The organism is Herbiconiux sp. 11R-BC, assembly GCF_049472555.1.
Lineage (GTDB): Bacteria > Actinomycetota > Actinomycetes > Actinomycetales > Microbacteriaceae > Herbiconiux.
This window is the reverse complement of record NZ_JBCEBO010000005.1, coordinates 196,497-215,196: the sequence shown is the minus strand read 5'-3', so window position 1 is coordinate 215,196 and position 18,700 is coordinate 196,497. Positions and strand designations below refer to the sequence as shown.

14 protein-coding genes are annotated in these 18,700 nt (G+C 72.0%); 7 read left to right on the top strand and 7 right to left on the bottom strand.

All coding sequences use genetic code 11. The annotated features are described in order from the left end of the window. The first annotated feature begins 129 nt into the window (after positions 1-129). Positions 130-1,137 carry an LLM class flavin-dependent oxidoreductase gene (locus VD659_RS13720; protein WP_423261637.1) on the top strand — a complete coding sequence of 336 codons (1,008 nt, stop codon included), beginning with the start codon at positions 130-132 and terminating at the stop codon, positions 1,135-1,137. A 206-nt stretch (positions 1,138-1,343) separates the two neighbouring features. On the opposite strand, the gene VD659_RS13715 is transcribed toward VD659_RS13720, so the two are convergent. After that, the gene (locus tag VD659_RS13715; protein ID WP_423261636.1) at positions 1,344-2,756 is read right to left on the bottom strand and encodes an LLM class flavin-dependent oxidoreductase; all 1,413 of its coding nucleotides are present in this window, start codon (positions 2,754-2,756) and stop codon (positions 1,344-1,346) included. A 34-nt stretch (positions 2,757-2,790) separates the two neighbouring features. Then, a complete protein-coding gene (locus VD659_RS13710) occupies positions 2,791-3,597 on the bottom strand; it encodes an alpha/beta hydrolase (RefSeq protein WP_423261635.1) in 807 nt (268 codons plus the stop codon). Between the two features lie 135 nt (positions 3,598-3,732). On the opposite strand from VD659_RS13710, the gene VD659_RS13705 reads away from it, so the two are divergent. After that, positions 3,733-5,034 carry an O-acetylhomoserine aminocarboxypropyltransferase/cysteine synthase family protein gene (locus VD659_RS13705; protein ID WP_423261634.1) on the top strand — a complete coding sequence of 434 codons (1,302 nt, stop codon included), beginning with the start codon at positions 3,733-3,735 and terminating at the stop codon, positions 5,032-5,034. Positions 5,035-5,087: 53 nt separating this feature from the next. Further along, positions 5,088-6,134: an LLM class flavin-dependent oxidoreductase gene (locus VD659_RS13700; RefSeq protein ID WP_423261633.1), complete on the top strand. Its 1,047-nt coding sequence runs from the start codon at positions 5,088-5,090 to the stop codon at positions 6,132-6,134. On the opposite strand, the gene VD659_RS13695 is transcribed toward VD659_RS13700, so the two are convergent. Together VD659_RS13695 and VD659_RS13690 are read right to left on the bottom strand one after the other, a co-directional pair. After that, positions 6,117-7,334, bottom strand: coding sequence for a GDSL-type esterase/lipase family protein (locus tag VD659_RS13695; protein WP_423261632.1), 1,218 nt, complete (start codon positions 7,332-7,334; stop codon positions 6,117-6,119). The genes VD659_RS13700 and VD659_RS13695 overlap by 18 nt on opposite strands. After that, entirely contained in the window at positions 7,331-7,933 is a 603-nt protein-coding gene (locus VD659_RS13690; protein WP_423261631.1) for a TetR/AcrR family transcriptional regulator, read from the bottom strand. Before VD659_RS13690 ends, VD659_RS13695 begins: the two co-directional genes overlap by 4 nt. A gap of 126 nt (positions 7,934-8,059) precedes the next feature. Here VD659_RS13690 and VD659_RS13685 point away from each other — a divergent pair, with 126 nt between their 5' ends. The 3 genes from VD659_RS13685 (at position 8,060) to VD659_RS13675 (ending at position 10,739) form a co-directional block, all read left to right on the top strand. Continuing rightward, the gene (locus tag VD659_RS13685) at positions 8,060-9,238 is read left to right on the top strand and encodes a glycosyl hydrolase family 18 protein (RefSeq protein WP_423261630.1); all 1,179 of its coding nucleotides are present in this window, start codon (positions 8,060-8,062) and stop codon (positions 9,236-9,238) included. A 79-nt stretch (positions 9,239-9,317) separates the two neighbouring features. Beyond that, positions 9,318-9,647, top strand: coding sequence for a hypothetical protein (locus VD659_RS13680; protein WP_423261629.1), 330 nt, complete (start codon positions 9,318-9,320; stop codon positions 9,645-9,647). A 72-nt stretch (positions 9,648-9,719) separates the two neighbouring features. Then, positions 9,720-10,739: a DMT family transporter gene (locus tag VD659_RS13675; RefSeq protein WP_423261628.1), complete on the top strand. Its 1,020-nt coding sequence runs from the start codon at positions 9,720-9,722 to the stop codon at positions 10,737-10,739. Here the strand turns inward: VD659_RS13675 and VD659_RS13670 are convergent. Continuing rightward, positions 10,714-13,653, bottom strand: coding sequence for an MGH1-like glycoside hydrolase domain-containing protein (locus VD659_RS13670; RefSeq protein WP_423261627.1), 2,940 nt, complete (start codon positions 13,651-13,653; stop codon positions 10,714-10,716). The two genes, VD659_RS13675 and VD659_RS13670, sit on opposite strands and share 26 nt — an antisense overlap. Before the next feature lie 616 nt (positions 13,654-14,269). Between VD659_RS13670 and VD659_RS13665 the strand changes: the two genes are divergently transcribed. Continuing rightward, positions 14,270-15,901: a DUF222 domain-containing protein gene (locus tag VD659_RS13665; RefSeq protein ID WP_423261626.1), complete on the top strand. Its 1,632-nt coding sequence runs from the start codon at positions 14,270-14,272 to the stop codon at positions 15,899-15,901. A gap of 694 nt (positions 15,902-16,595) precedes the next feature. Here the strand turns inward: VD659_RS13665 and VD659_RS13660 are convergent. Together VD659_RS13660 and VD659_RS13655 are read right to left on the bottom strand one after the other, a co-directional pair. Next, positions 16,596-18,065, bottom strand: coding sequence for a hypothetical protein (locus tag VD659_RS13660; RefSeq protein ID WP_423261625.1), 1,470 nt, complete (start codon positions 18,063-18,065; stop codon positions 16,596-16,598). 6 nt (positions 18,066-18,071) lie between these two features. Beyond that, a complete protein-coding gene (locus tag VD659_RS13655; protein ID WP_423261624.1) occupies positions 18,072-18,683 on the bottom strand; it encodes a TetR/AcrR family transcriptional regulator in 612 nt (203 codons plus the stop codon). Positions 18,684-18,700: the final 17 nt, after the last annotated feature.

Genomic DNA, 18,700 nt, shown 5'->3' with positions numbered 1-18,700 from the left:
CCCAGCCCCCTGGATTTTGTTACGAAGCATGTCCCAGCTTTGCTACGTTTTGTTTCCCGAAACCTCCAGAACAATATCTGCGTCCCTATCGTCGGAGTCATCGCGCACCGACCCGAGGAGGCACCCACCGTGACCGATTCCGCATCCGTGACACCCCGCCGGGGGCTGTCGCTCTTCCTGCAGACGCCACCGGATGCGAGCCCGGGCCGGTCGTACGCGCAGGCCCTCGACGTGATCGAGCAGGCCGAGCGCATCGGCTACGAGGTGGCCTGGATCGCGGAGGCGCACTTCGCGCCGATCGGCCTTCCCTCCGCGCTGGCGTTCCTCGCGGCGGCGGCGCAGCGCACCCGGAGCATCCGTCTCGGCACGGCCGTCGTCCCCCTCGTCTTCGACCACCCCTTGCGCCTGGCCGAGACCGCTGCGGTCACCGACCACCTCAGCGGGGGCCGACTCGAGTTCGGGGTGGGCAAGAGCAACGGCCACGGGTTCTCGACCTTGGCCTTCGCGGCGTTCCGGCTCTCGGAGGGCGACAAGGACACGCTCTACGCCGAGACCCTCGCCGAGCTGAAGCACGTTCTCGGGGGAACCCTCGAGGGCGGCGAGAAGCCCTTGCACGTCTATCCGCCGCCGCAGGCCCTGCTCTCGCGGCTCTGGCAGGCCACGGCCACCCCGGCCAATGCGGAGGCCATCGGGCGGGCCGGAGACGGGCTGCTGCTGCACCGCCTGGCCTTCGAGGGCGAGACCGGCCCTGTGCAGTCGGCGCTCATCGACCGCTACCTCGACGCCTACACCGCCGAGGCCGCTCCGCGTATCGGCGTCTCGCGCTCGGTGCTGCCGGCGGCATCCCGGGCCGAGGCCCTCGCCCTGATCGACGCCGACTTCGCCCGGAACCCGGTGCAGTACACCGGCTTCGGCGCGAGCTCGCCCCGCGAGTTCCTCGACCGCTCGAACGTCTACTACGGCACCGTCGAGGAGATCGCCGAGCGTCTCGCCGCAGACGAAGCGGTGACCCGCTCCACCGACTACTTGTTCAGCATCCCGCTCCCCAACGGCTCGCCCGAGTTCGACGAGTCCCTCCGCCTCATCGCCGACGAGCTCTACCCCCGCCTCCCCCTGGGCGCCGCCCAGTTCGCCTGACCCCGCCCCACCCCACCTCCCACCGCCTCCACCCACCCAGAACCAAAAACAAGGAGTTCTTCAACGACACGCCGGCCCTGGCGGGCCCGGCAGGGCGTGTCGCCGAAGAACTCCTTGTTTTTGTGAGGGGGGGGTGGGGGGCTGAGGTGGGAGGGGCGGGGGTGGCTGAGGTGGGGGCGCAGGGGCGGCTCGGTGAGTGGAGCGGGTCAGGCCGAGGGGACGAGCTGCGGGGCCTGCTCGGAGGGGGCGGATGCCGCATCCGCCGCATCCGCCGCCGCCGCCCGCGCCGCCGTGTAGCGGTTCTGCACGAAGGGCAGGCCCAGGTTCTCGCGCAGGGTCGTGCCCTCGTACTCGCGCCGCAGCACCCCGCGCTCGCGCAGGATCGGCAGCACCTCGCCGACCAGGCGCCGGAACTGCGCCGGGTGCCCGATCTGGATGTTGTAGCCGTCGACCGCGCCGGCCTCGAACCAGCGCTGCAGCTCGTTCGCCACCGTCTCCGGCGTTCCCACGAACGGGGTGCGCCGCGGGCTCGACAGGGCCTCGACCACCTGGCGCAGGGTCAGGCCGCCGGCCTCGGCGAAGGCGACGATCTGCTTCGCCTGGGTGTGGAAGCTCCGCTCCGAGTACTGGAGCGCCTCAACGGGGAACGGGGCGTCGAGATCGTAGGCGCGGAAGTCGTGCCAGCCGAAGGGGCGCCCGAACTCGGCAAGGGCCTGCTCGAAGCCCCCGTCGGCCAGCTGGGTGGCCCGCTCGATCTCGCGCGCCGCGTCGTCGGTGTCGCCCACGAAGACGCTGATCCCGGGCAGGATGAGCACGTGATCGGGGTTGCGGCCCTTCGCGGCCGCCCGCGACTTGAGGTCGGTGGCGAACGCCAGCCCGGCCTCGAGGGTGGGCGCGTGCGTGAAGATGCCCTCGCCGATCGTGGCGCCGAGGTCGCGGCCCTGCTCGGAGTCGCCGGCCTGGAAGATCACGGGCTGGCCCTGGGGCGAGCGCGAGACGTTCAGCGGGCCGGTGACCTGAAAGTACTCGCCTCGGTGGTCGAGGCGGTGCAGCTTCGCGGGGTCCAGGAACACCCGCGTCTCCCGGTCGCGCGGGAAGGCGTCGTCCTCGTAGGAGTCCCAGAGGCCCTGCGCCACCCGCACGTGCTCGAGCGCGCGCCCGTAGCGCGTGTCGTAGTCGAAGTGCTCCTCCTGGCTGAAGTTGCCGGCCGTCCCGGCGTCGCCGGAGGTCACGACGTTCCAGCCCGCGCGACCGCCGCTGATGAGGTCGAGCGAGGCGAAGCGCCGGGCCACGTTGAACGGGTCGTTGTAGGAGGTGGTGAGCGTGGCGACCAGCCCGATGTTGCTCGTCGAGACCGCCAGGGCGGAGAGCAGCGTGAACGGCTCGAGCCGGTTGAGGTAGTGGGGCGGGGAGTCGGGGGTGATGAACTGGCTGTCGACGATGAAGACCAGGTCGAACTTGGCCTCCTCGGCGATGCGGGCCTGCTCGATGTACCAGCGGATGTCGATGCTGGAGTCGGCGGGGATCTCGGGGTCGAGCCAGGTGTTGAAGTGCCCCGGGCCGCCGGCGCCGGTGAGCACGGCGCCGAGCTTGATCTGGCGTGCGGAGTTCTCGGTCATGGTTCGGTCTCTCTGTCTCGGTCGGAAAAGATGATCAGGCGACGAGGCCTGCGGCGAGCGGCAGCGCCTCGGCTGCGGGCACGACGACACGGGAACGGTCCGGGTTCCGCAGGCGCTCGAGGAAGAGCACGATCGTGGCGGCCACCGAGCGGTGGGTCACGTCGTTGAGGATGTCGTGGCGGCCGCCGGCCACCACGTAGGACTCGGCATCGGGCAGCACCTCGAGAAGGGCGGTGGCCGCGCCGACCGGGCTCAGCGCATCCGCTGCTCCGTGCACCGTGAGGACGGGCACGGCGATGCGCTGCAGCAGCCCCGCGTCGACCCGCTCGGTGAGGGCGTCGCTGCGGCCGAGGGCGCCGTGCTCGACAGCGCCGTCCCGGGAGAGCGCGCCCCGGTGCACCGGACAGGCGCTGCGCAGCTCGAGCTCCTCGTCCCAGTCCAGAGGAGCTCCGGGTGCGCCGGGCGCGTCCACCGGGAGGCCGGCCAGAACGGCCACGTCGGCCGGCACCGCTCCCTCGGCGAGCAGCACCGCGGCCACGGATGCGCCGGTGTCGGAACCCAGCAGCACGCGCGGCAGCTCCGGGCGCTCGGCCAGCAGAGCGGATGCGCTGTGTCGGGCCCCGGGCAGGCCGCGGCTCGCGTCGGCGATCACCGCGACCCGGTAGCCGTCGAAGGCGAGCCGGTTCGCGAGGCGCTCGTAGACGGCGGCGGATTCACCCCGGCCGGCCAGCACCACGACCGAACCCCGCAGAGCCGCCGTGGGCTCCACCCAGAAGGGCGTCACCCCGCTCGGCTCCGGTGCTCCCGGCTCCCCCACCGCACGCACATCTGGTGCACTCACATCTGGCTCCTCGCAACAGGCGGTCCTGCGACCACGTCGTTTTGTCTCACTCATTATGGGGTCCTGCCGAAATATGTTCTGAAACATAACGTAAGACAACGGATGCCGACCGGCGGCGGCGGCCAGACTCGGTGAGTGACCAGAGAACTCTCCAGCGAGCGGTTCGCGACGCGCCAGGTGCGCAGCGGCTTCCGCACGGGCCTCCCCCAGAATCCCGCCGTCGTGCCGATCTACCAGACGGCGGCCTACGAGTTCGCGAGCTTCGCCGAGGCGGAGGCCATCTTCTCGCTGCGCCGCAAGGGCAATCTCTACAGCCGCACCGGCAACCCCACCCAGACCGTTCTCGAGGAGCGCATCGCCGCCCTCGACGGCGGGGTCGCGGCGCTCGCCACCGCCTCCGGTCAGTCGGCCGTGCTGGTGGCGCTGCTCACGCTGGCCAGGAACGGCGAGCACATCGTGGCCGCCCGGCAGCTCTACGGCGGCACCCTCGACCTGCTCACCGACACCTTCGCCGACTTCGGCATCGACGTGACGCTGGTCGACCAGAACGACCTCGACGCCTGGCGGGCCGCCGCACGGCCGAACACCCGCGCGTTCTTCGCCGAGACCATCGGCAACCCCACGGCCTCCGTGCTCGCCGTGCAGGAGGTCGCCGACATCGCCCACGCCGCCGGCGTGCCGCTCGTGGTCGACAACACCGTCGCCACCCCCGCCCTGCAGCGGCCGAAGGAGTTCGGAGCCGACATCGTGGTCTACTCGGCCACCAAGCTGCTCGGCGGACACGGCAGCTCACTCGCCGGCCTCGTGGTCGATCTCGGCACCTTCGACTTCGGCGCCGAGCCCGCCCGCTGGCCGCAATTCACCCAGCCCTTCCCGCGGGTGGGCGACGTGGTGCTCTGGGAGGCCTTCGGGCAGGCCGGCAGCGCCTTCCTGGCCTATGCGAAGGTCAAGCTGGTGCACGACCTCGGCCCCTCGCTCTCGCCCTTCAACGCCTTCCAGATCATCCAGGGCGTCGAGACCCTCGACCTGCGCGTCGCCCGGCAGAGCGGCACGGCACTGCGGGTGGCCGAGTTCCTGGCCGGGCATCCCGGGGTGTCGGTGGTGCGGCATCCGGGCCTCCCGGGCGACCCGGGGCACGAGGCGGCGAAGCGGTACCTGCCGCGCGGAGCGGGCTCGGTGTTCTCCTTCGACCTCGCCGCCGGCGCGAAGGCCGCCCCCGCCTTCGTCGACGGCCTCGAGCTGTTCGCCCTGGTGGCCAACATCGGCGACGCCCGCAGCCTCGTCATCCACCCCGCCACCACGACCCACAGCCACCTCGGCGACGAGGGTCTGGCCGGGGCGGGCTTCACGCGGGCCACCATCAGACTCTCGCTCGGCCTCGAAGATCCCGACGATCTGATCGCCGACCTCGACCGCTCGCTCGGCTTGCTGGGCTGACGGCCGAGCCCGCGGACCAGACACCCTCGACCACCGACCCCAAGGAGACGACCATGCACTTCGGCTACTGGACCCCCGTCTACGGCGGCTTCCTGCGCAACATCGGCGACGAGGGGATGCCGGCCCGCTGGGACTACATCCGCCAGGTCTCGACGCTCGCCGACCGGCTCGGCTACCACACCACCCTCGTGCCCGAGCTCTACCTCAACGACCGCAAGGGCATCGACGCCCCGAGCCTGGAGGCGTGGTCGCTGTCGTCGGCGATCCTCGCCGTCACCGAGCGGCTGCGGGTGATGACGGCGGTGCGCCCGGGCTTCCACTTGCCGACCGTGATCGCCAAGACCTCGGCCACCATCAGCGACATCGCCGGGCCGGACCGCTTCGCCCTCAACCTGGTGGCCGCCTGGTGGGCCGAGGAGGCCCGCCAGTACGGCGGCGCCTTCGCCTCCCACGACGACCGCTACACGCAGGCGCGCGAGTTCGTCGACGTGCTGAAGGGCCTCTGGCGCGAGACGCCGTTCGAGTATTCCGGAAAGTACTACCAGGTCGACGGGGCCGTGCTCTCCCCCAAGCCGGTCACCGCGCCGGTGATCTTCGCCGGGGGCGAGAGCGAGGCCGGCCGCGAGGCCATCGCCGGTTTCGCCGACTCCTATGTTCTGCACGGCGGAACCGTGGCCGAGGCGCGCGAGAAGGTCGCCGACCTGAATGAGCGCCGCACGCGCCTCGCCGGTGCGCCCTTCGGCGAGTTCGGCATGGCCGCCTACGTGATCGTGCGCGACACCGAGGCCGAGGCGCAGCGGGAGCTCGAACGCATCACCGCCGTCGACCCCTCCTCGCCCGGCTACGCCTCCTTCGAGGAGTTCCGCGCGAACTCGCGCCTGGACGTCGAGCTCTCCAAGCGCGAGTACTCGGTGGGCACGCGCGGGCTGCGGCCCAACCTCGTGGGCACGCCCGAACAGGTGGCCGAGCGCATCCTGCAGTTCGAGGAGGCCGGCATCACGCTGCTGCTGATCCAGTCCTCGCCGCTGCACGAGGAGCTCGAGCGCATCGCGGCCGAGGTGTTCCCGCTCGTGCGGCAGGTCTCACCGGCGCTCGTCTGAGTCTCCCGCGGCACGGGAAGCACCCACGGCTCCCACGGCGCCGGCGAACGGCCCGGATGCGCCGAACGCGGCCCGCGCGAACCGTTCGCCGATCAGCTGATGGGTCGGGGCATCCGGGTGCAGCGCATCCGGGAGCGGGAGACGCCGCGCATCCTCCTCGCCGTACAACGCGGTGCCCTCCAGCAGGTGCAGCTGCGGGTCGTCGGACCGGCGCGCGACCACCTCGCGCAGCGCGCGCCGGATGACGGTGAGCGTCAGCCGACCGAACGCTTCGTCGCCGGGCGTGCCGGTGGCCAGAAAGCGCGCCTGCCCCGTCGCGAAGCTCGCCGGGTCGATGGCTCCGGGGCCCGGCGTGTGCTCGTGGATGTCGCAGAAGATCGGCGTGACGAGCAGGATCGGTGTGTCGGGATGCCCGTCGCGCACCGTGTCGAGGAAGCCGTGGACGGCGGGCACGAAGGCGCGCAGCCGCATCGCGTCGAGGTTGACCACGTTGATGCCGAAGGCGAGGCTGATCAGTTCGGCCGGGGCGTCGCGGATCACGCGGGCCAGGAACGGGTCGACCAGCGCGCTGCCGCCGAACCCGAGATTGCGCAGCTCGGCACCGCCCAGGCGTGCAGCGACCGCCGGCCAGGTGCCGCTCGGTATGGCGGCGTTCGAGCCCTGGCTGATCGAGCTGCCGTGGTGCACCCAGAGCGGCCCGGCCGGTGCCGACGGCTCGAGCGGAGCATCCGAACGCAGCTCCACGAGTTCGAGCGACTCGTTGTGCGGCAGCCAGATCTCGACGAGCTTCTCGCCCTCGGGCAGTCCCTCGAGCACGGTGCTGTGGGAGGGGCCCGGCACGGCGGCGGTGGATCCGGTCTGCAGGTCGATCTCGGTCAGGTCTCCGCCCGTGAGCGCGTCCTGCAGGCACAGCTCGCCGTCGACGAACACGTCGATGCCGCCGCGCGGGCGTTCGACGCCCCGGTAGCCGACGCGGGCCGGATGCGACTCCAGCTCGAGGCGCCGAGCGCGGCTGCGGAAGACCAGGCGCACGCCCGCGGGCTGGCTCTCCATCGAGAGCAGCTGGGGGTCGGGAAAGCGGCGGCCCACCCAGGAGGGCAGGCGGTGCGGACGCACGCCGCGGGCGGTGGGCTCGAGCTCGGCGGCACCGCGGACGAGTGCGGAAGTGATGGGGGTGGTGCTCATGGGGCTGGTGGTCATGGGCTGGACGTCTTTCTCGAGAGGGATGCCCCGCCGCCCGGCCAGGCGCGAAGGGCGAGGTCGAGCGCGTCGATCGCCCGCTCCCAGGAGAGGGCCGCGGAGTCGGTGCGGTGCCCGAACGAGCCGGAGCGCTCGAGCGCCAGGAAGCCGTTGATCGTCGCACCCACCAGGCGGGTGGCGTGCACGAGCTCGTCGTCAGGCAGTTCGTAGGCGCGCAGCACCGCCCAGATCAGGGTCACCACGCGGGCCGCCTCGTCGGAGCGCACGGTCTGCTCGCGGGCCGGCTGCTGCATGGCCGCCCAGCGGCCCGGATGCTCGCGCGCGTAGCGCCGGTGCGCCCCGGCGAGGCCCGCCAGGGCGTCCCACCCCGAGCGGCCCGCGGTCTCCTCGGCGATCAGGGCGGCCAGCTCACCGAGGGCCAGCTCGTGCAGGCCGTCGAGCACGGCAGCGCGGTCGCGCACATGGGAATAGAGACTGGCCGGCTTCACGTCGAAACGGCGTGCCAGAGCGGACACCGTCACGGCCTCGAAGCCCTCCTCGTCGGCGAGTTCGGCGGCGGCCAGGATCACCGCGTCCCGGCTGAGGTTCGCACGCATCATAACCTCAGCCTACAGCAGTTAGGTTTTAACCTACGCACTGTAGGCAGAGTCGGATTGGCGGGTTCCCGCACACCTTGCGCGGTGGCGGCGCTGGCCCGTGCGGCATCGGATCCGCAGACTGGGAGCATGACGCGACCCGCCGCCACGGCGCTCGCCGTCGCCCTCCTGCTGCCCGCAGTGGTGCTCGGCGCGAGCGGCTGCGTCTCCACGTTCGCCGCCGGCGAGTCGTTGCGCGCGACGGATGGCCCGTCCGGGGCTGCCCCGACGGATGGCGCGACGGGCACGGGAGGCTCGGGTCGGCCATCCGCAGCCCCGTCGATCCCCCAACCTCCCCCCTCCGTCGCACCGGGCGACTCGACGGCCACCGACCCCGTCGTCAGCGGTCTCAGCGTCGAGGGCTACCTGCTCGTCGAGGCCGACTCGGCGCGCTTCGTGGCCCCGAACCGCGGCCGCGTCACGATGATCGGCGTCGACGGAGCCACCATCGCCGACGGCGGTACCGCCCTCCTCCCGGAGCCCGAGGGATCGGCCGCCCTCGTGGCCGCCGCCCACGCCGCCGGCATGTCGGCGGAACTGCTGCTGGCGAACTTCGATGCCACGACGAAGGACTTCTCGGCGGGCATCGGGGCCGCCCTGCTGCGCGACCCCGTGAACCGCACGGCCGTGATCGGCCAGCTGGTGACCGCCGCGATGCGCGGCGGCTACGACAGCGTGCAGCTCGACCTGGAGGACCTCTCGGCGGCGGATGCGACCGGGCTCACGGCGTTCGCGCGGGAGCTGCGGGCCGCGCTCGACCTGGTGCCGCGCGTTGGGCGGGCGCGCATCCCGATCTCCATCGCGATCATGGCGAAGGACTCCCCCGCCGCCTACGCCGACGCGGGCTACGACTTCACCGGGCTGCTGGCCGACATCGACCGCGTGGTGCTGATGGGCTACGACCAGCACGGGCCGGCCTGGAGCCCGCCGGGGGCCGTCGGGGGCCTGGCTTGGGCGGAGGCCGCGCTCGACGCGATGATCGCCTCGGGCGTGCCGCCCGCGCGCATCGACCTCGGGGTCGGTCAGTACGGCTACTCCTGGCCGGGCGACGGCACGACCGGAATCGCGCTGCGGGTGGAGGATGCGCGCGACATCGCGGGCGGCCGGGCGGTGTTCGACGCCGAGCAGGGCGAGTGGACGGCGACGCTCGACGACGGCACGGTGCTCTGGTGGTCGGACGAGCGCTCGCTCGCGCTGCGCGCGCAGCTGGCACGGGAACGGGGCCTGCACGGCCTCGCCGTCTGGCAGCTGTCGTCGGCGGCTTTCTGAGTGGAGCGTGCCCGCACCCGCAGCGCCGTGGGGCGCCTCCACGGCCCGCGGCGTAGACTCGGCCGCAGGCAGGCGGATGATGAACGACGACCCACGCGACGACCCCACCAAGGTGACGAACCAGCCCGCGCTCACCACCTCGAGCGGTCGCAGCTGGCTCGTGCTCGGCGGGCTGATGGGCGCGATCGCCGTGGTGCTGCTCTGGTTCCTGCAGCAGGTGAACTCCACCGGCGTCGCGATGATCGGCATCGTGGCGATCGTGCTGCTCTTCTTGGCGATGCTGGAGGTGCGGCTGCTGGTCACCCGGCTGCGGCCGCGCCTGGTGCTGATGGCCGTGTGCTTCTGGCTGATCGCCGGGGTCGCCCTCGCCTGCGTGCTCGTGATCGCGAGCTCCCAGGTCGTCGCCTGACGGCTCGCCCGACAGCTCGGCCGAGCGGGCCGGCGGCGGAATGCTCGGCGCCGCTGTGGGAAACTGTGCGGCATGATGCCGTTCCTCGCCGTGATCGTGGCCGCGCTGTGTTTCGGCACGACGGGAACGGCGCAGGCCTTCGCGCCGGCCGACGCCTCGGCGTTCTCGCTCGGTGCGGCGCGCATCCTGATCGGGGGCGGCCTGCTCGCGATCGTCGCCGGCCTGATGGCGCTCCGGCACCGGATGCGCGAGGCCCGCTCGCCGGTCACGGCCGGTGCACGGGCGGCCGGCCGGCCGAGCGGCGCCTCTGCGAACGGCGCGAGCACGGCATCCGGCGCCCACCGTCGCTCCTGGCCCTTCGTCGTGGTCGGCGCGCTCGGCGTGGTGGCCTACCAGCCCGCGTTCTTCGCCGGCACCCACCTCAACGGTGTGGCCATCGGCACCGTGGTGGCGCTCGGCTCGGCGCCGGTCATCACGGGGCTGCTCGACGGCATCCTGAACCGGCGCTTCCCCGGCCGCCGCTGGCTGATCGCCACCGCGATCGCCCTCGTGGGCGTCACGCTCATCAGCGGCCTGGTGGGCACGGGCAGCGCGGCCGCGGGGGCTGCCGCGGGCAGTGGCGGCGTCAGCATCCCGGGTCTGCTCGCCTCCCTCGGCGCCGGAGCCTCCTACGCCGTCTACACCCTCGCGAGCAAGGCGCTGCTCGACCGCGGCTTCAGCCCCTCGGCCACCATGGGCGGCGTGTTCGGCGTGGCCGCCGCCTTCAGCCTGCCCATCCTGTTGCTCACCGACACCCGCTGGCTGGGCACCGGCCCGGGCCTGCTCGCCGCCCTCTGGCTCGGAGTCGTCACGACGGCCGTCGCCTACACGCTCTTCGCCTGGGGCCTGGACCGCCTGACCGCCGCCACCGTCTCCACGCTGACGCTCGCCGAGCCGCTGCTCGCGACCGTGCTCGGCACCTTCGTGCTCGGTCAGAGCCTCGCGCCGGTCGCCGTGGCGGGTCTCGTGGTGCTCGCCGTGGGCATCCTCGTTCTCACCCTGCCCGGGCGGGGCCGGCGCGAGGAGTTCAGCGAGCCGGCCGCCTCTTCGTGATGATGAGGTGGGCCACGAGCGCCGTCCACCCCGTCTGGTGCGAGGCCCCGAGGCCCTGCCCGGTGTCGCCGTGGAAGTACTCGTAGAACGCGATGTTGTCGCGCCAGCGCGGGTCGGTCGAGAGCAGCGGGTAGCGCGCGTCCGCCGGCCGCGGCCCGCCGTCGACGCTCACGAAGAGCGAGATGAGCCGCCCGGCGAGGTCGTCCGCCACCTGCCCGAGCGTGCGGATCTCGCCGCTGCCGGCCGGGTACTCGATCGTGTGCGTCTCGCCGAGGCTCGTGTCGTAGGAGCGCAACGACTCGATGATGAGGGTGTTGAGCGGGAACCAGACCGGCCCGCGCCAGTTCGAGTTGCCGCCGAACAGCCCGGAGGTCGACTCCCCCGGCTCGTAGTCGACCACGGCCTCGACCCCGTCGACCTCCACCCGGAACGGATGCTCGCGGTGCCAGGCGGAGATGCTGCGGATGCCGTAGGGCGAGAGCATGCGGTCGGGGTGCACGATGCGCGACAGGATGCGCTCGAGCCGCTCCGGCGCCACCAGGGCGAGCAGGCTCTTCGTGCCCTGTCCGGGGTCGCGGATGTGCACGGCCTCCCGATAGCCCGGGTTGCGCTCGAGGAACGAGCGGCCGCGCGCCACGAACTCCTCGAGGTGCCCCATGCTGAGGCGATCGAAGACGAGAGAGGCCGTCACGGGCACGAGCCCCACGAGCGAGCGCACCTTCATCGGCACGTCGCGCCCGTCGGCGAGGTGCAGCACGTCGAAGTAGAAGGCCTCCTCCTCGTCCCACAACCCGGCGTCGTTGGCCGAGGCGGCGATGGTGAGGAAGTGCTCGAAGAACTTCGTGGCCACGTCTTCGTAGGCGGGGTCGCGGCTCGTCAGCAGCAGGGCCATGTCGAGCAGGTGCAGGGCGTAGGTCGCCATCCACGCCGTCGAATCGGCCTGCTCGAGGATGCCCACCTCCGGCGGCAGGGTGGAGCGGTCGAGCGGGGCGATGTTGTCGAGCCCCATGAAGCCGCCCTCGAAGAGGTTGTTGTCGCCGTGGTCCTTGTTGTTCGTCCACCAGGTGAAATTCATCAGCAGCTTGTGAAACACCCGGCCGAGGAAGGTGAAGTCGCGCCCGCCGTCGATCTCGAACACCCGCAGCACCGCCCAGGCCTCGATCGGCGGGTTCACATCGGCGAAGTTCCACTCGTAGGCCGGCAGCTGCCCGTTCGGATGCATGTACCACTCGCGCAGGATCAGGATCAGCTGTGTCTTGGCGAACTCCGGGTCGATGTGCGCCATCGTCACGCAGTGGAAGGCCAGGTCCCAGGCCGCGAACCACGGGTACTCCCAGGGGTCGGGCATCAGGATGACGTCGTGGCTGGACAGGTGCCGCCAGTCGCCGTTGCGCACGGTCTTGCGCTCGGGCGGGGGCGGCGGCGCGGTGGGGTCGCCGTCGAGCCAGCGGCGCACGTCGAAGTGGAAGAACTGCTTCGACCACAGCAGCCCCGCGAAGGCCTGCCGGGCGATGCGGAACTCCTGCGAGGAGACCTGTTCGGGGATGACCCCGGCGTAGAACTCGTCGGCCTCGGCCTGGCGGGCGGCGAGGACGGTTTCGGGGGCTGTGTCCGTGCCGGGGGCTGTGTCGTTGTCGGGGGGTGTGTCTGTGCCGGCGGCGGTCTCCGGATGCGCCGGGCCGCCGGCATCCGGAACCTGCGTCAGGCGCACGGTGAACTCCCGCACCCCGCCGGGCTCGATCTCGGCGCGGTAGTGCAGCGCGGACTTCGTGCCGACGCCCGCGGGGTTGACCGTGGGGGCGCCGTCGACGACGTGGTCGTTGATGCCGTCTTTGGGGTAGGGAGTGGTGTTGGGCTCGTCGAAGAGCAGGGCGCGATTGGTCTCGTTCTCGCAGAACAGGGCTTCGGGGAGCCGGCCGTCGGCATCCGGATGCGCGCGCAGCACGAGATCGGGGCGGCCGGGGATCGAGGCGGTGATGGTGCTCGCGGTGGCTGTGTTCGCGGTGCCGTTGTGCGCATCCGGTGCGCCCGCGCGGAGCTGCGGTTTCGGGCCCGGGTCGAGATCCCACGACCAGGTGTTGCGGAACCACAGGCTCGGCAGCACGTGGATCGTGGCGGTGTCGGGGCCGGCGTTCTCGACGCGCACGCGCATCACGAGGTCGTGCGGGCCGGCCTTGGCGTAGTCGACCGTGACCACCCAGTAGCGGCCGTCGTCGAAGACGCCGGTGCCGACGAGCTCGAACTCGGGCTCGAGCTTCGAGCGGGCGGCGTTGACCTCGATGAGCTGCTCGTAGGGGAAGGCCGCCTGCGGGTAGTGGTAGCGCCAGCGCTGCCACGAGTGGGTGGGGGTGCCGTCGAGGTACCACCAGTACTCCTTGACGTCCTCGCCGTGGTTGCCCTCGGGGCCGGCGAGGCCGAACATGCGCTCCTTGAGGATGGGGTCTGCGCCGTTCCAGAGGGCGAGGCCGAGGCACCAGCGCTGCTGCTCGTCGCTGAAGGCGGCCATGCCGTCCTCGTTCCAGCGGTAGGTGCGGCTGCGGGCATGGTCGTGGGGGAAGAATCGCCAGGCGTCGCCGTCGGCGCTGTAGTCCTCGCGCACGGTTCCCCAGCCGCGCTCGGCCACGTAGGGGCCCCAGTCGCGCCAGGGGGTTCCGGTGGCGGCTTCGGCGAGGCGGCGGCGTTCGCCGGTGGGGTGCGCGGGCGGCGTGGGCTGGGCGCGCTGGGTCGGGTCGGGCGTGGTCGGGTCGGGCATGGCTCGGTCGGGCGTTCCCGGGTCGGGATAGGTCGAGCCGACAGCAGGCTCGGTCAGGCCGGTCTCGAACGCGCCCGGCTCGGTCACGCCCGGCTCGGTCGCGCCGGGATCGGTCGCGCTGGGCGTGGCCACGCGAGCGGGGTCGGGCAGGGAGTCGGGCATGCTGCGATCCTAGGGTGCGCCGGTCGTGGGCGCGGGCCGGTGCATCTCGGCGGGTCGGCCGTTCGGCGCATTGACGCATCGGCCGGACGGCGCATCGGCGGGTTAGCGCATCGGCGGGTTGGCGCATCCGCGGGTTGGCGCATCCGCGAGTCAGCGGGTCGGTGGGACGGTGGGACGGCGCATCCGCGGAACGGCGGGGCACCGCATCGGCGCACGGCGCATCGGAGGGACGGCGGCTCGGCGCATCCGCCGGTCGGCGCATCGGCCGGACGGTGTATCAGCCGGACGGTGCATGGACGCATCAGCCAGTCAGCGCGTCGGCGGTGCGGCGGCGCGGCGGCTCAGCGCATCAGCGCATCAGCGCATCGGCGCATCGGCGCATCGGCGCAACGGCGAGTCAGCGGGTCGAGTCAGCGAGTCGGCGCGTCGGCGCGTTGGCGCAACGGCGAGTCAGCGGGTCGGCGAGTCAGCGAGTCGGCGCGTCGGCGCGTTGGCGCAACGGCGGGTCGGCGGGTTGGCGGGTCGGCGGGTCGGCGGGGCAGGTCGTCCATCCTGCTCCGACAGGGCGGACGCATCCAGCAGCCCGATGTCGGTGGTGTCGTGTTGACTTATTCTCATGAAAGAAGTCCTACTCACACCCCGTCCGGGCGAGAACAGCCCGGGCCATGACAGCCCAGTCGACCACAGCGACGGCAGCGACGGCAGCGACGGCAGCAGCCTCGGGCTTCTCGGCACCGGGCGTCGCGGCCCAGGCCTGCGAGCCGCTCTCCGCAGCCGTGCCGACTCGCCGCTCGACGAGCTCGTCTCCCTCGAGCGTGCCGTCGGCGAACTGCACGCCCTGCGCGCCGAGGTGCTCGCCGAGCTCTCCGCGTGGGCCGAGCTCTCGAGCGATGCGACAGCCCCGGCCGGCCTCGGTGCAGCGCGGCGTGACCTGGCGCGACGCTCGCTCGTCGCCGAGGTAGCGTGCGCCATGCACCTCTCCGAGAGCACGGCGGGCCGCCTCCTGGTCGACGGCGAGGTTCTCGCGCGTGAGCTCCCCGCGACGCTCGCGGCCCTGCGATCGGGTGCCATCACTTACGTCCACGCCCAAGCCGTCGCGCGTCACGCCCACGCCTTGCCGGAATCGGTGCGCCCCGCCTACGACGCCGCGGTGATGGCGACAGCCTCGGGCCAGACACCGTCGCAACTCGACACGAGGGCCCGGCGTCTGCGCGAGCGCCTGCATCCGGAATCCCTGGAGGCGCGCCATTCGCGAGCGGCAGCCGACCGTTTCGTCGCCTTCCAGGCCGACCGCGACGGCATGGCCTGGCTCACCGCGTTCCTCCCCGCGGTCGAGGCAATCGCCATCGACGACGCCCTCGACCAGATCGCCCGCGGCCTCCGCGCCGACGACGAGCCCCGCAGCCACGCCCAACTCCGCGCCGACGCCTTCACCGGCCTCGTGCTCGGCCCAGGGGGCGGCTTCGGCGTGCCCACCCACCCGCTTGCGAACCCCGGCCCCACCGACAGTTTCGGCCGCCCCGTGGCACCGAACGCGTCCGCCAGCCCCAGCCATGCCGAGACCGACACTGGCACCGCGACCGACACCGGCACCGGCACGGCAGGCGGTCAGCTCCCTGCCGCGAGCCGGCACGGCGCGCTCGCCGGCGACGACGAGTCGACCGACGCGGGTCGCGCCGACGTAGCTCATCAGCTCGGCCGCGTCCGGCCCACGGTCATCGTCACGGTGCCGGTCATGACGCTGCTCGGCCACTCGGATGCGCCGGGCGAGCTCCACGGCTACGGCCCGATCGACGCCGCCACCGCCACCAGAATCGCGGCGCACGCGCCCTCGTTCATCCGGATGCTCACCCACCCCGACACGGGCCAGACCCTCAGTGTGGGCCGGGAGCGCTACCAGCCACCAGCCGATCTGCGACTCGCGCTCCGGCTCGCCGACGAGCACTGCCGGTTCCCCGGCTGCTCCCGTCGAGCATCCCGCTGCGAGCTCGACCACTGCGAAGCCTGGCAGGCGGGGGGCCACACCTCGGCATCCAACCTCTTCCACCTCTGTTCCCGGCACCACCATCTCAAACACGAATCGAACTGGTCTCCCACCGCCGGCTCCGGCCGCCACCTCACCTGGCGCTCCCCCACCGGCCGCCACTACGAGACCAGTCCGGCGCCGTCCCCAGTCCCGCCGGTCCCCCCGGCCTGCGCTGTCACCCCCGAAGACGACACTCCCAAGGAGGACGCCCCACCGTTCTGAGTTGCCTTCTCACCCGCGCGTTCCTCAGACCGTCGCGTCAAGCCACGCGCCGACACCCCGTCCTGACGTCGGCCACCGCGGAACCACGCCGCGCGCCACCACGGGACGACGCCGAGCGCCACCCACATCGCCCCGCAGTGATGACGCCGCCCGCCACGCCCGACCGCGCCGGCGGCCTTCCACCGCGCCTCGCCCCGCGGTGATGATTCCGCCCGCTACCTCCAAACCGCGCCGGCGGCCTTCCACCCCGCCTCGCCCCGCCTCGCCCCGCCTCGCCCCGCCCCGCCCCGCGGTGATGATGCCGCGCGCCGTGCGTGGCACCCCCGGCCGACACCGGCGCCTGCGCACCGCACCGCACTGCACCGCACCGCACCGCACCGCACCGCACCGCACCGCACCCGATACTGACACCCGACACTCCGCGCCTCGCGCACGAAACACGAAAGCCCGCACCCGACCGCCACTACTCCGCACAACGCATCCTGCGCCACGCCTTGCACACGAAACACAAACACGAAACACGAAACACGAAACACGAAACACGAAACACGAAACACGAAACACGAAACACGAAACACGAAACACGAAACACTGCACCCGGCCCGAAACATGACACCCCGCGCCCGAAACACCGAACCCGAAGCACGACACACGACACACGAGGCGCAGCGACCCTCACGCCCCACCGCCGGACTCAGGGCACGGGTCGACTACGTGCCCGTCTACCCGCGTCGCGCGCGAGGAAGAGCAGCACCCGCAGCGCGGCGACGACCTTCCGCGCCTTGCCGGGACGCTTCACCTCGCCAAAGGTCTCGCGATCGACAGCACCGGAGAGGTGCTGCAGCACATGACGAAAACTGTCCACCTGACGGCCGAGCACGTCGATGTCGACGATGTCCTCCTCCGTCTCCGCGAGCAGATACTGCGGGCCCGTGACCAGGGAGATCGCGGGGATGTCCCGCTCGAACAGCGGTTCGCCTTCACCGAGGTGCACCATCGGCCCCGGCCGGGCCGGGCGCACGACCCCCGGCCCGGCACCGCGCCAGAGACGACGGGCCAGCTGCACCAGCTGCGGAGTCGTCGCATAGAGCAGTTCGGGCTCGGGAGATCCGTCGGCCCCGTAGCGGCCCGTGACGGGATCGTCCGCGAAATGCCTGGCGCCCAGGTGCTCCACCACCAGACCGGCCGCGGCGGTCAAACCGCCGGCGTCCTGCCTCCACAGTTCCGGATGCGCCTCCAGCCACGCGGTGGTGGCCTGACCGTGCGCGGTCACGGCGGGGATGCGCAGATGACCGGCGGTGCAGATGAACACGACCGTGCGATCGTGCTCGGACGCCACGGCATCCCGGGCCAGCGCAAGCAGTCCGATGTACCCGTTCTCCTCGACCGCGTTCCCTCCGTCGCTGTGCGTCACCACCAGGATCGACTCCCGTGCGCGCGGTCCCCTTCCGGGCGAGACCGCCCAGACCGTGTTCATGGTCGCGTCCGGAGTCTTCGTGGCGGCCAGCCTGAGCGTCACACTGTCACCCCCGGCCGCCGCCTCGAGCAGCGCCCGCCGTGCAGACGGGGCGGCCCAGACCGCGGGAAGCCCGTGATACCCCTGAGTGAAGGGCAGGTACTGACCACGAGCGGCCTCATCGGAGAGACCCTGCCAGACGGCGATCACCGCGAGCACGCCGGCCTCCCGGGCCTTCTTCAGGTCGATGCCGGACAGCTCGGCGCTGATGACCGGATTGGTCACGGTGTCGAACAGCGGCGCACCGTCCCACGAGCCGATGATCAGCTTCGCGGGAACGGCGAGGCTCGCCACGGGGACCAGCGCGATCTTCCCCGCGGCCGCGCGCCAGCGCTTCCTGACCCCGGCCACCAGCACGAGGGGTGCCGTGATGCCGCCGGGAGGGGTCTCGCCCGAGTACGGCCAGGCCGAGGCGAGTGGGATGGAGACATCACCGCGCGGGCCGCCGGGGTGAACCGTGAGCTCCTTCCCCTCGAGCGCCCACCGCTCGAACGAGTGCGTGTCCCTCTGCACGTCGTACCCGATGCCCGAGAGCTCGGAGGCGACATGGTCGATCAACGCACGATGGGCCGGCGAGCCCGACATCCGCGGGCCCAGCCGGGTGAGATAGTCGATCGCTTCGGCGTAGGCCTGGTTTTCGGCGGTCATCGCCGGTCAGAGGACGGGGGCCGGCGCGGTGCGGGCCAGGGCGACGACGAGCTGACGGAGGCTGCGGATCGCCGCCTGCCAGTCGAGCTCGGGATCGACGAGCCACTGCCGCTCGATCCCCTCCACCGCGCCCAGCGTGGTGACGGCCAGGGCGGAGGCGTTCACCCAGGGCGGCAGCTCGCCGCGCTCCACCGCGCCGGAGTAGACCTGCTCGAGCTTCCCGCGGATCGCCCGTTCGCGCGACACCATCCAGTCGTGAGCGGGATGGTCCGGATCCGCGGCCTCCGCGATCAGCCGGTGCGAGAGCCTCAAGATCTCGGCCTCGGCGTAGATCGCCGGGAACATCTGGTCGAATTGCGCCGCGAACGTCTCGAACGGCACGTGGACGGGATCCGGCCACTCGGTGGTCAGCCGGGCGTCCCGCTCATCGAGCACGGCGATCAGCAGAGCCTTCTTGTTCGGAAAATAGTGCAGGAGCAGCTGGCGGGTGATCCCGGCATCCCGCGCGATCGAGTTCATCGATCCGGAGGTGTAGCCGTTCTCGGCGAATTCCTTGATCGAGGCCTGCAGGATCACCTCTCGCGGCGAGGATCCGTCCGCCCACTTCTTGATCGTCATCGCGCCACTCCCGTTCT

Bases quoted from the DNA above. Each gene is read 5' to 3' on its own strand.
- VD659_RS13715 (WP_423261636.1), bottom strand. From the start codon at position 2,756: ATGACCGAGAACTCCGCACGCCAGATCAAGCTCGGCGCCGTGCTCACC.
- VD659_RS13700 (WP_423261633.1), top strand. From the start codon at position 5,088: ATGCACTTCGGCTACTGGACCCCCGTCTACGGCGGCTTCCTGCGCAAC.
- VD659_RS13695 (WP_423261632.1), bottom strand. From the start codon at position 7,334: ATGACCACCAGCCCCATGAGCACCACCCCCATCACTTCCGCACTCGTC.
- VD659_RS13690 (WP_423261631.1), bottom strand. From the start codon at position 7,933: ATGATGCGTGCGAACCTCAGCCGGGACGCGGTGATCCTGGCCGCCGCC.
- VD659_RS13685 (WP_423261630.1), top strand. From the start codon at position 8,060: ATGACGCGACCCGCCGCCACGGCGCTCGCCGTCGCCCTCCTGCTGCCC.
- VD659_RS13680 (WP_423261629.1), top strand. From the start codon at position 9,318: ATGAACGACGACCCACGCGACGACCCCACCAAGGTGACGAACCAGCCC.
- VD659_RS13675 (WP_423261628.1), top strand. From the start codon at position 9,720: ATGATGCCGTTCCTCGCCGTGATCGTGGCCGCGCTGTGTTTCGGCACG.
- VD659_RS13670 (WP_423261627.1), bottom strand. From the start codon at position 13,653: ATGCCCGACTCCCTGCCCGACCCCGCTCGCGTGGCCACGCCCAGCGCG.
- VD659_RS13665 (WP_423261626.1), top strand. From the start codon at position 14,270: ATGAAAGAAGTCCTACTCACACCCCGTCCGGGCGAGAACAGCCCGGGC.
- VD659_RS13660 (WP_423261625.1), bottom strand. From the start codon at position 18,065: ATGACCGCCGAAAACCAGGCCTACGCCGAAGCGATCGACTATCTCACC.
- VD659_RS13655 (WP_423261624.1), bottom strand. From the start codon at position 18,683: ATGACGATCAAGAAGTGGGCGGACGGATCCTCGCCGCGAGAGGTGATC.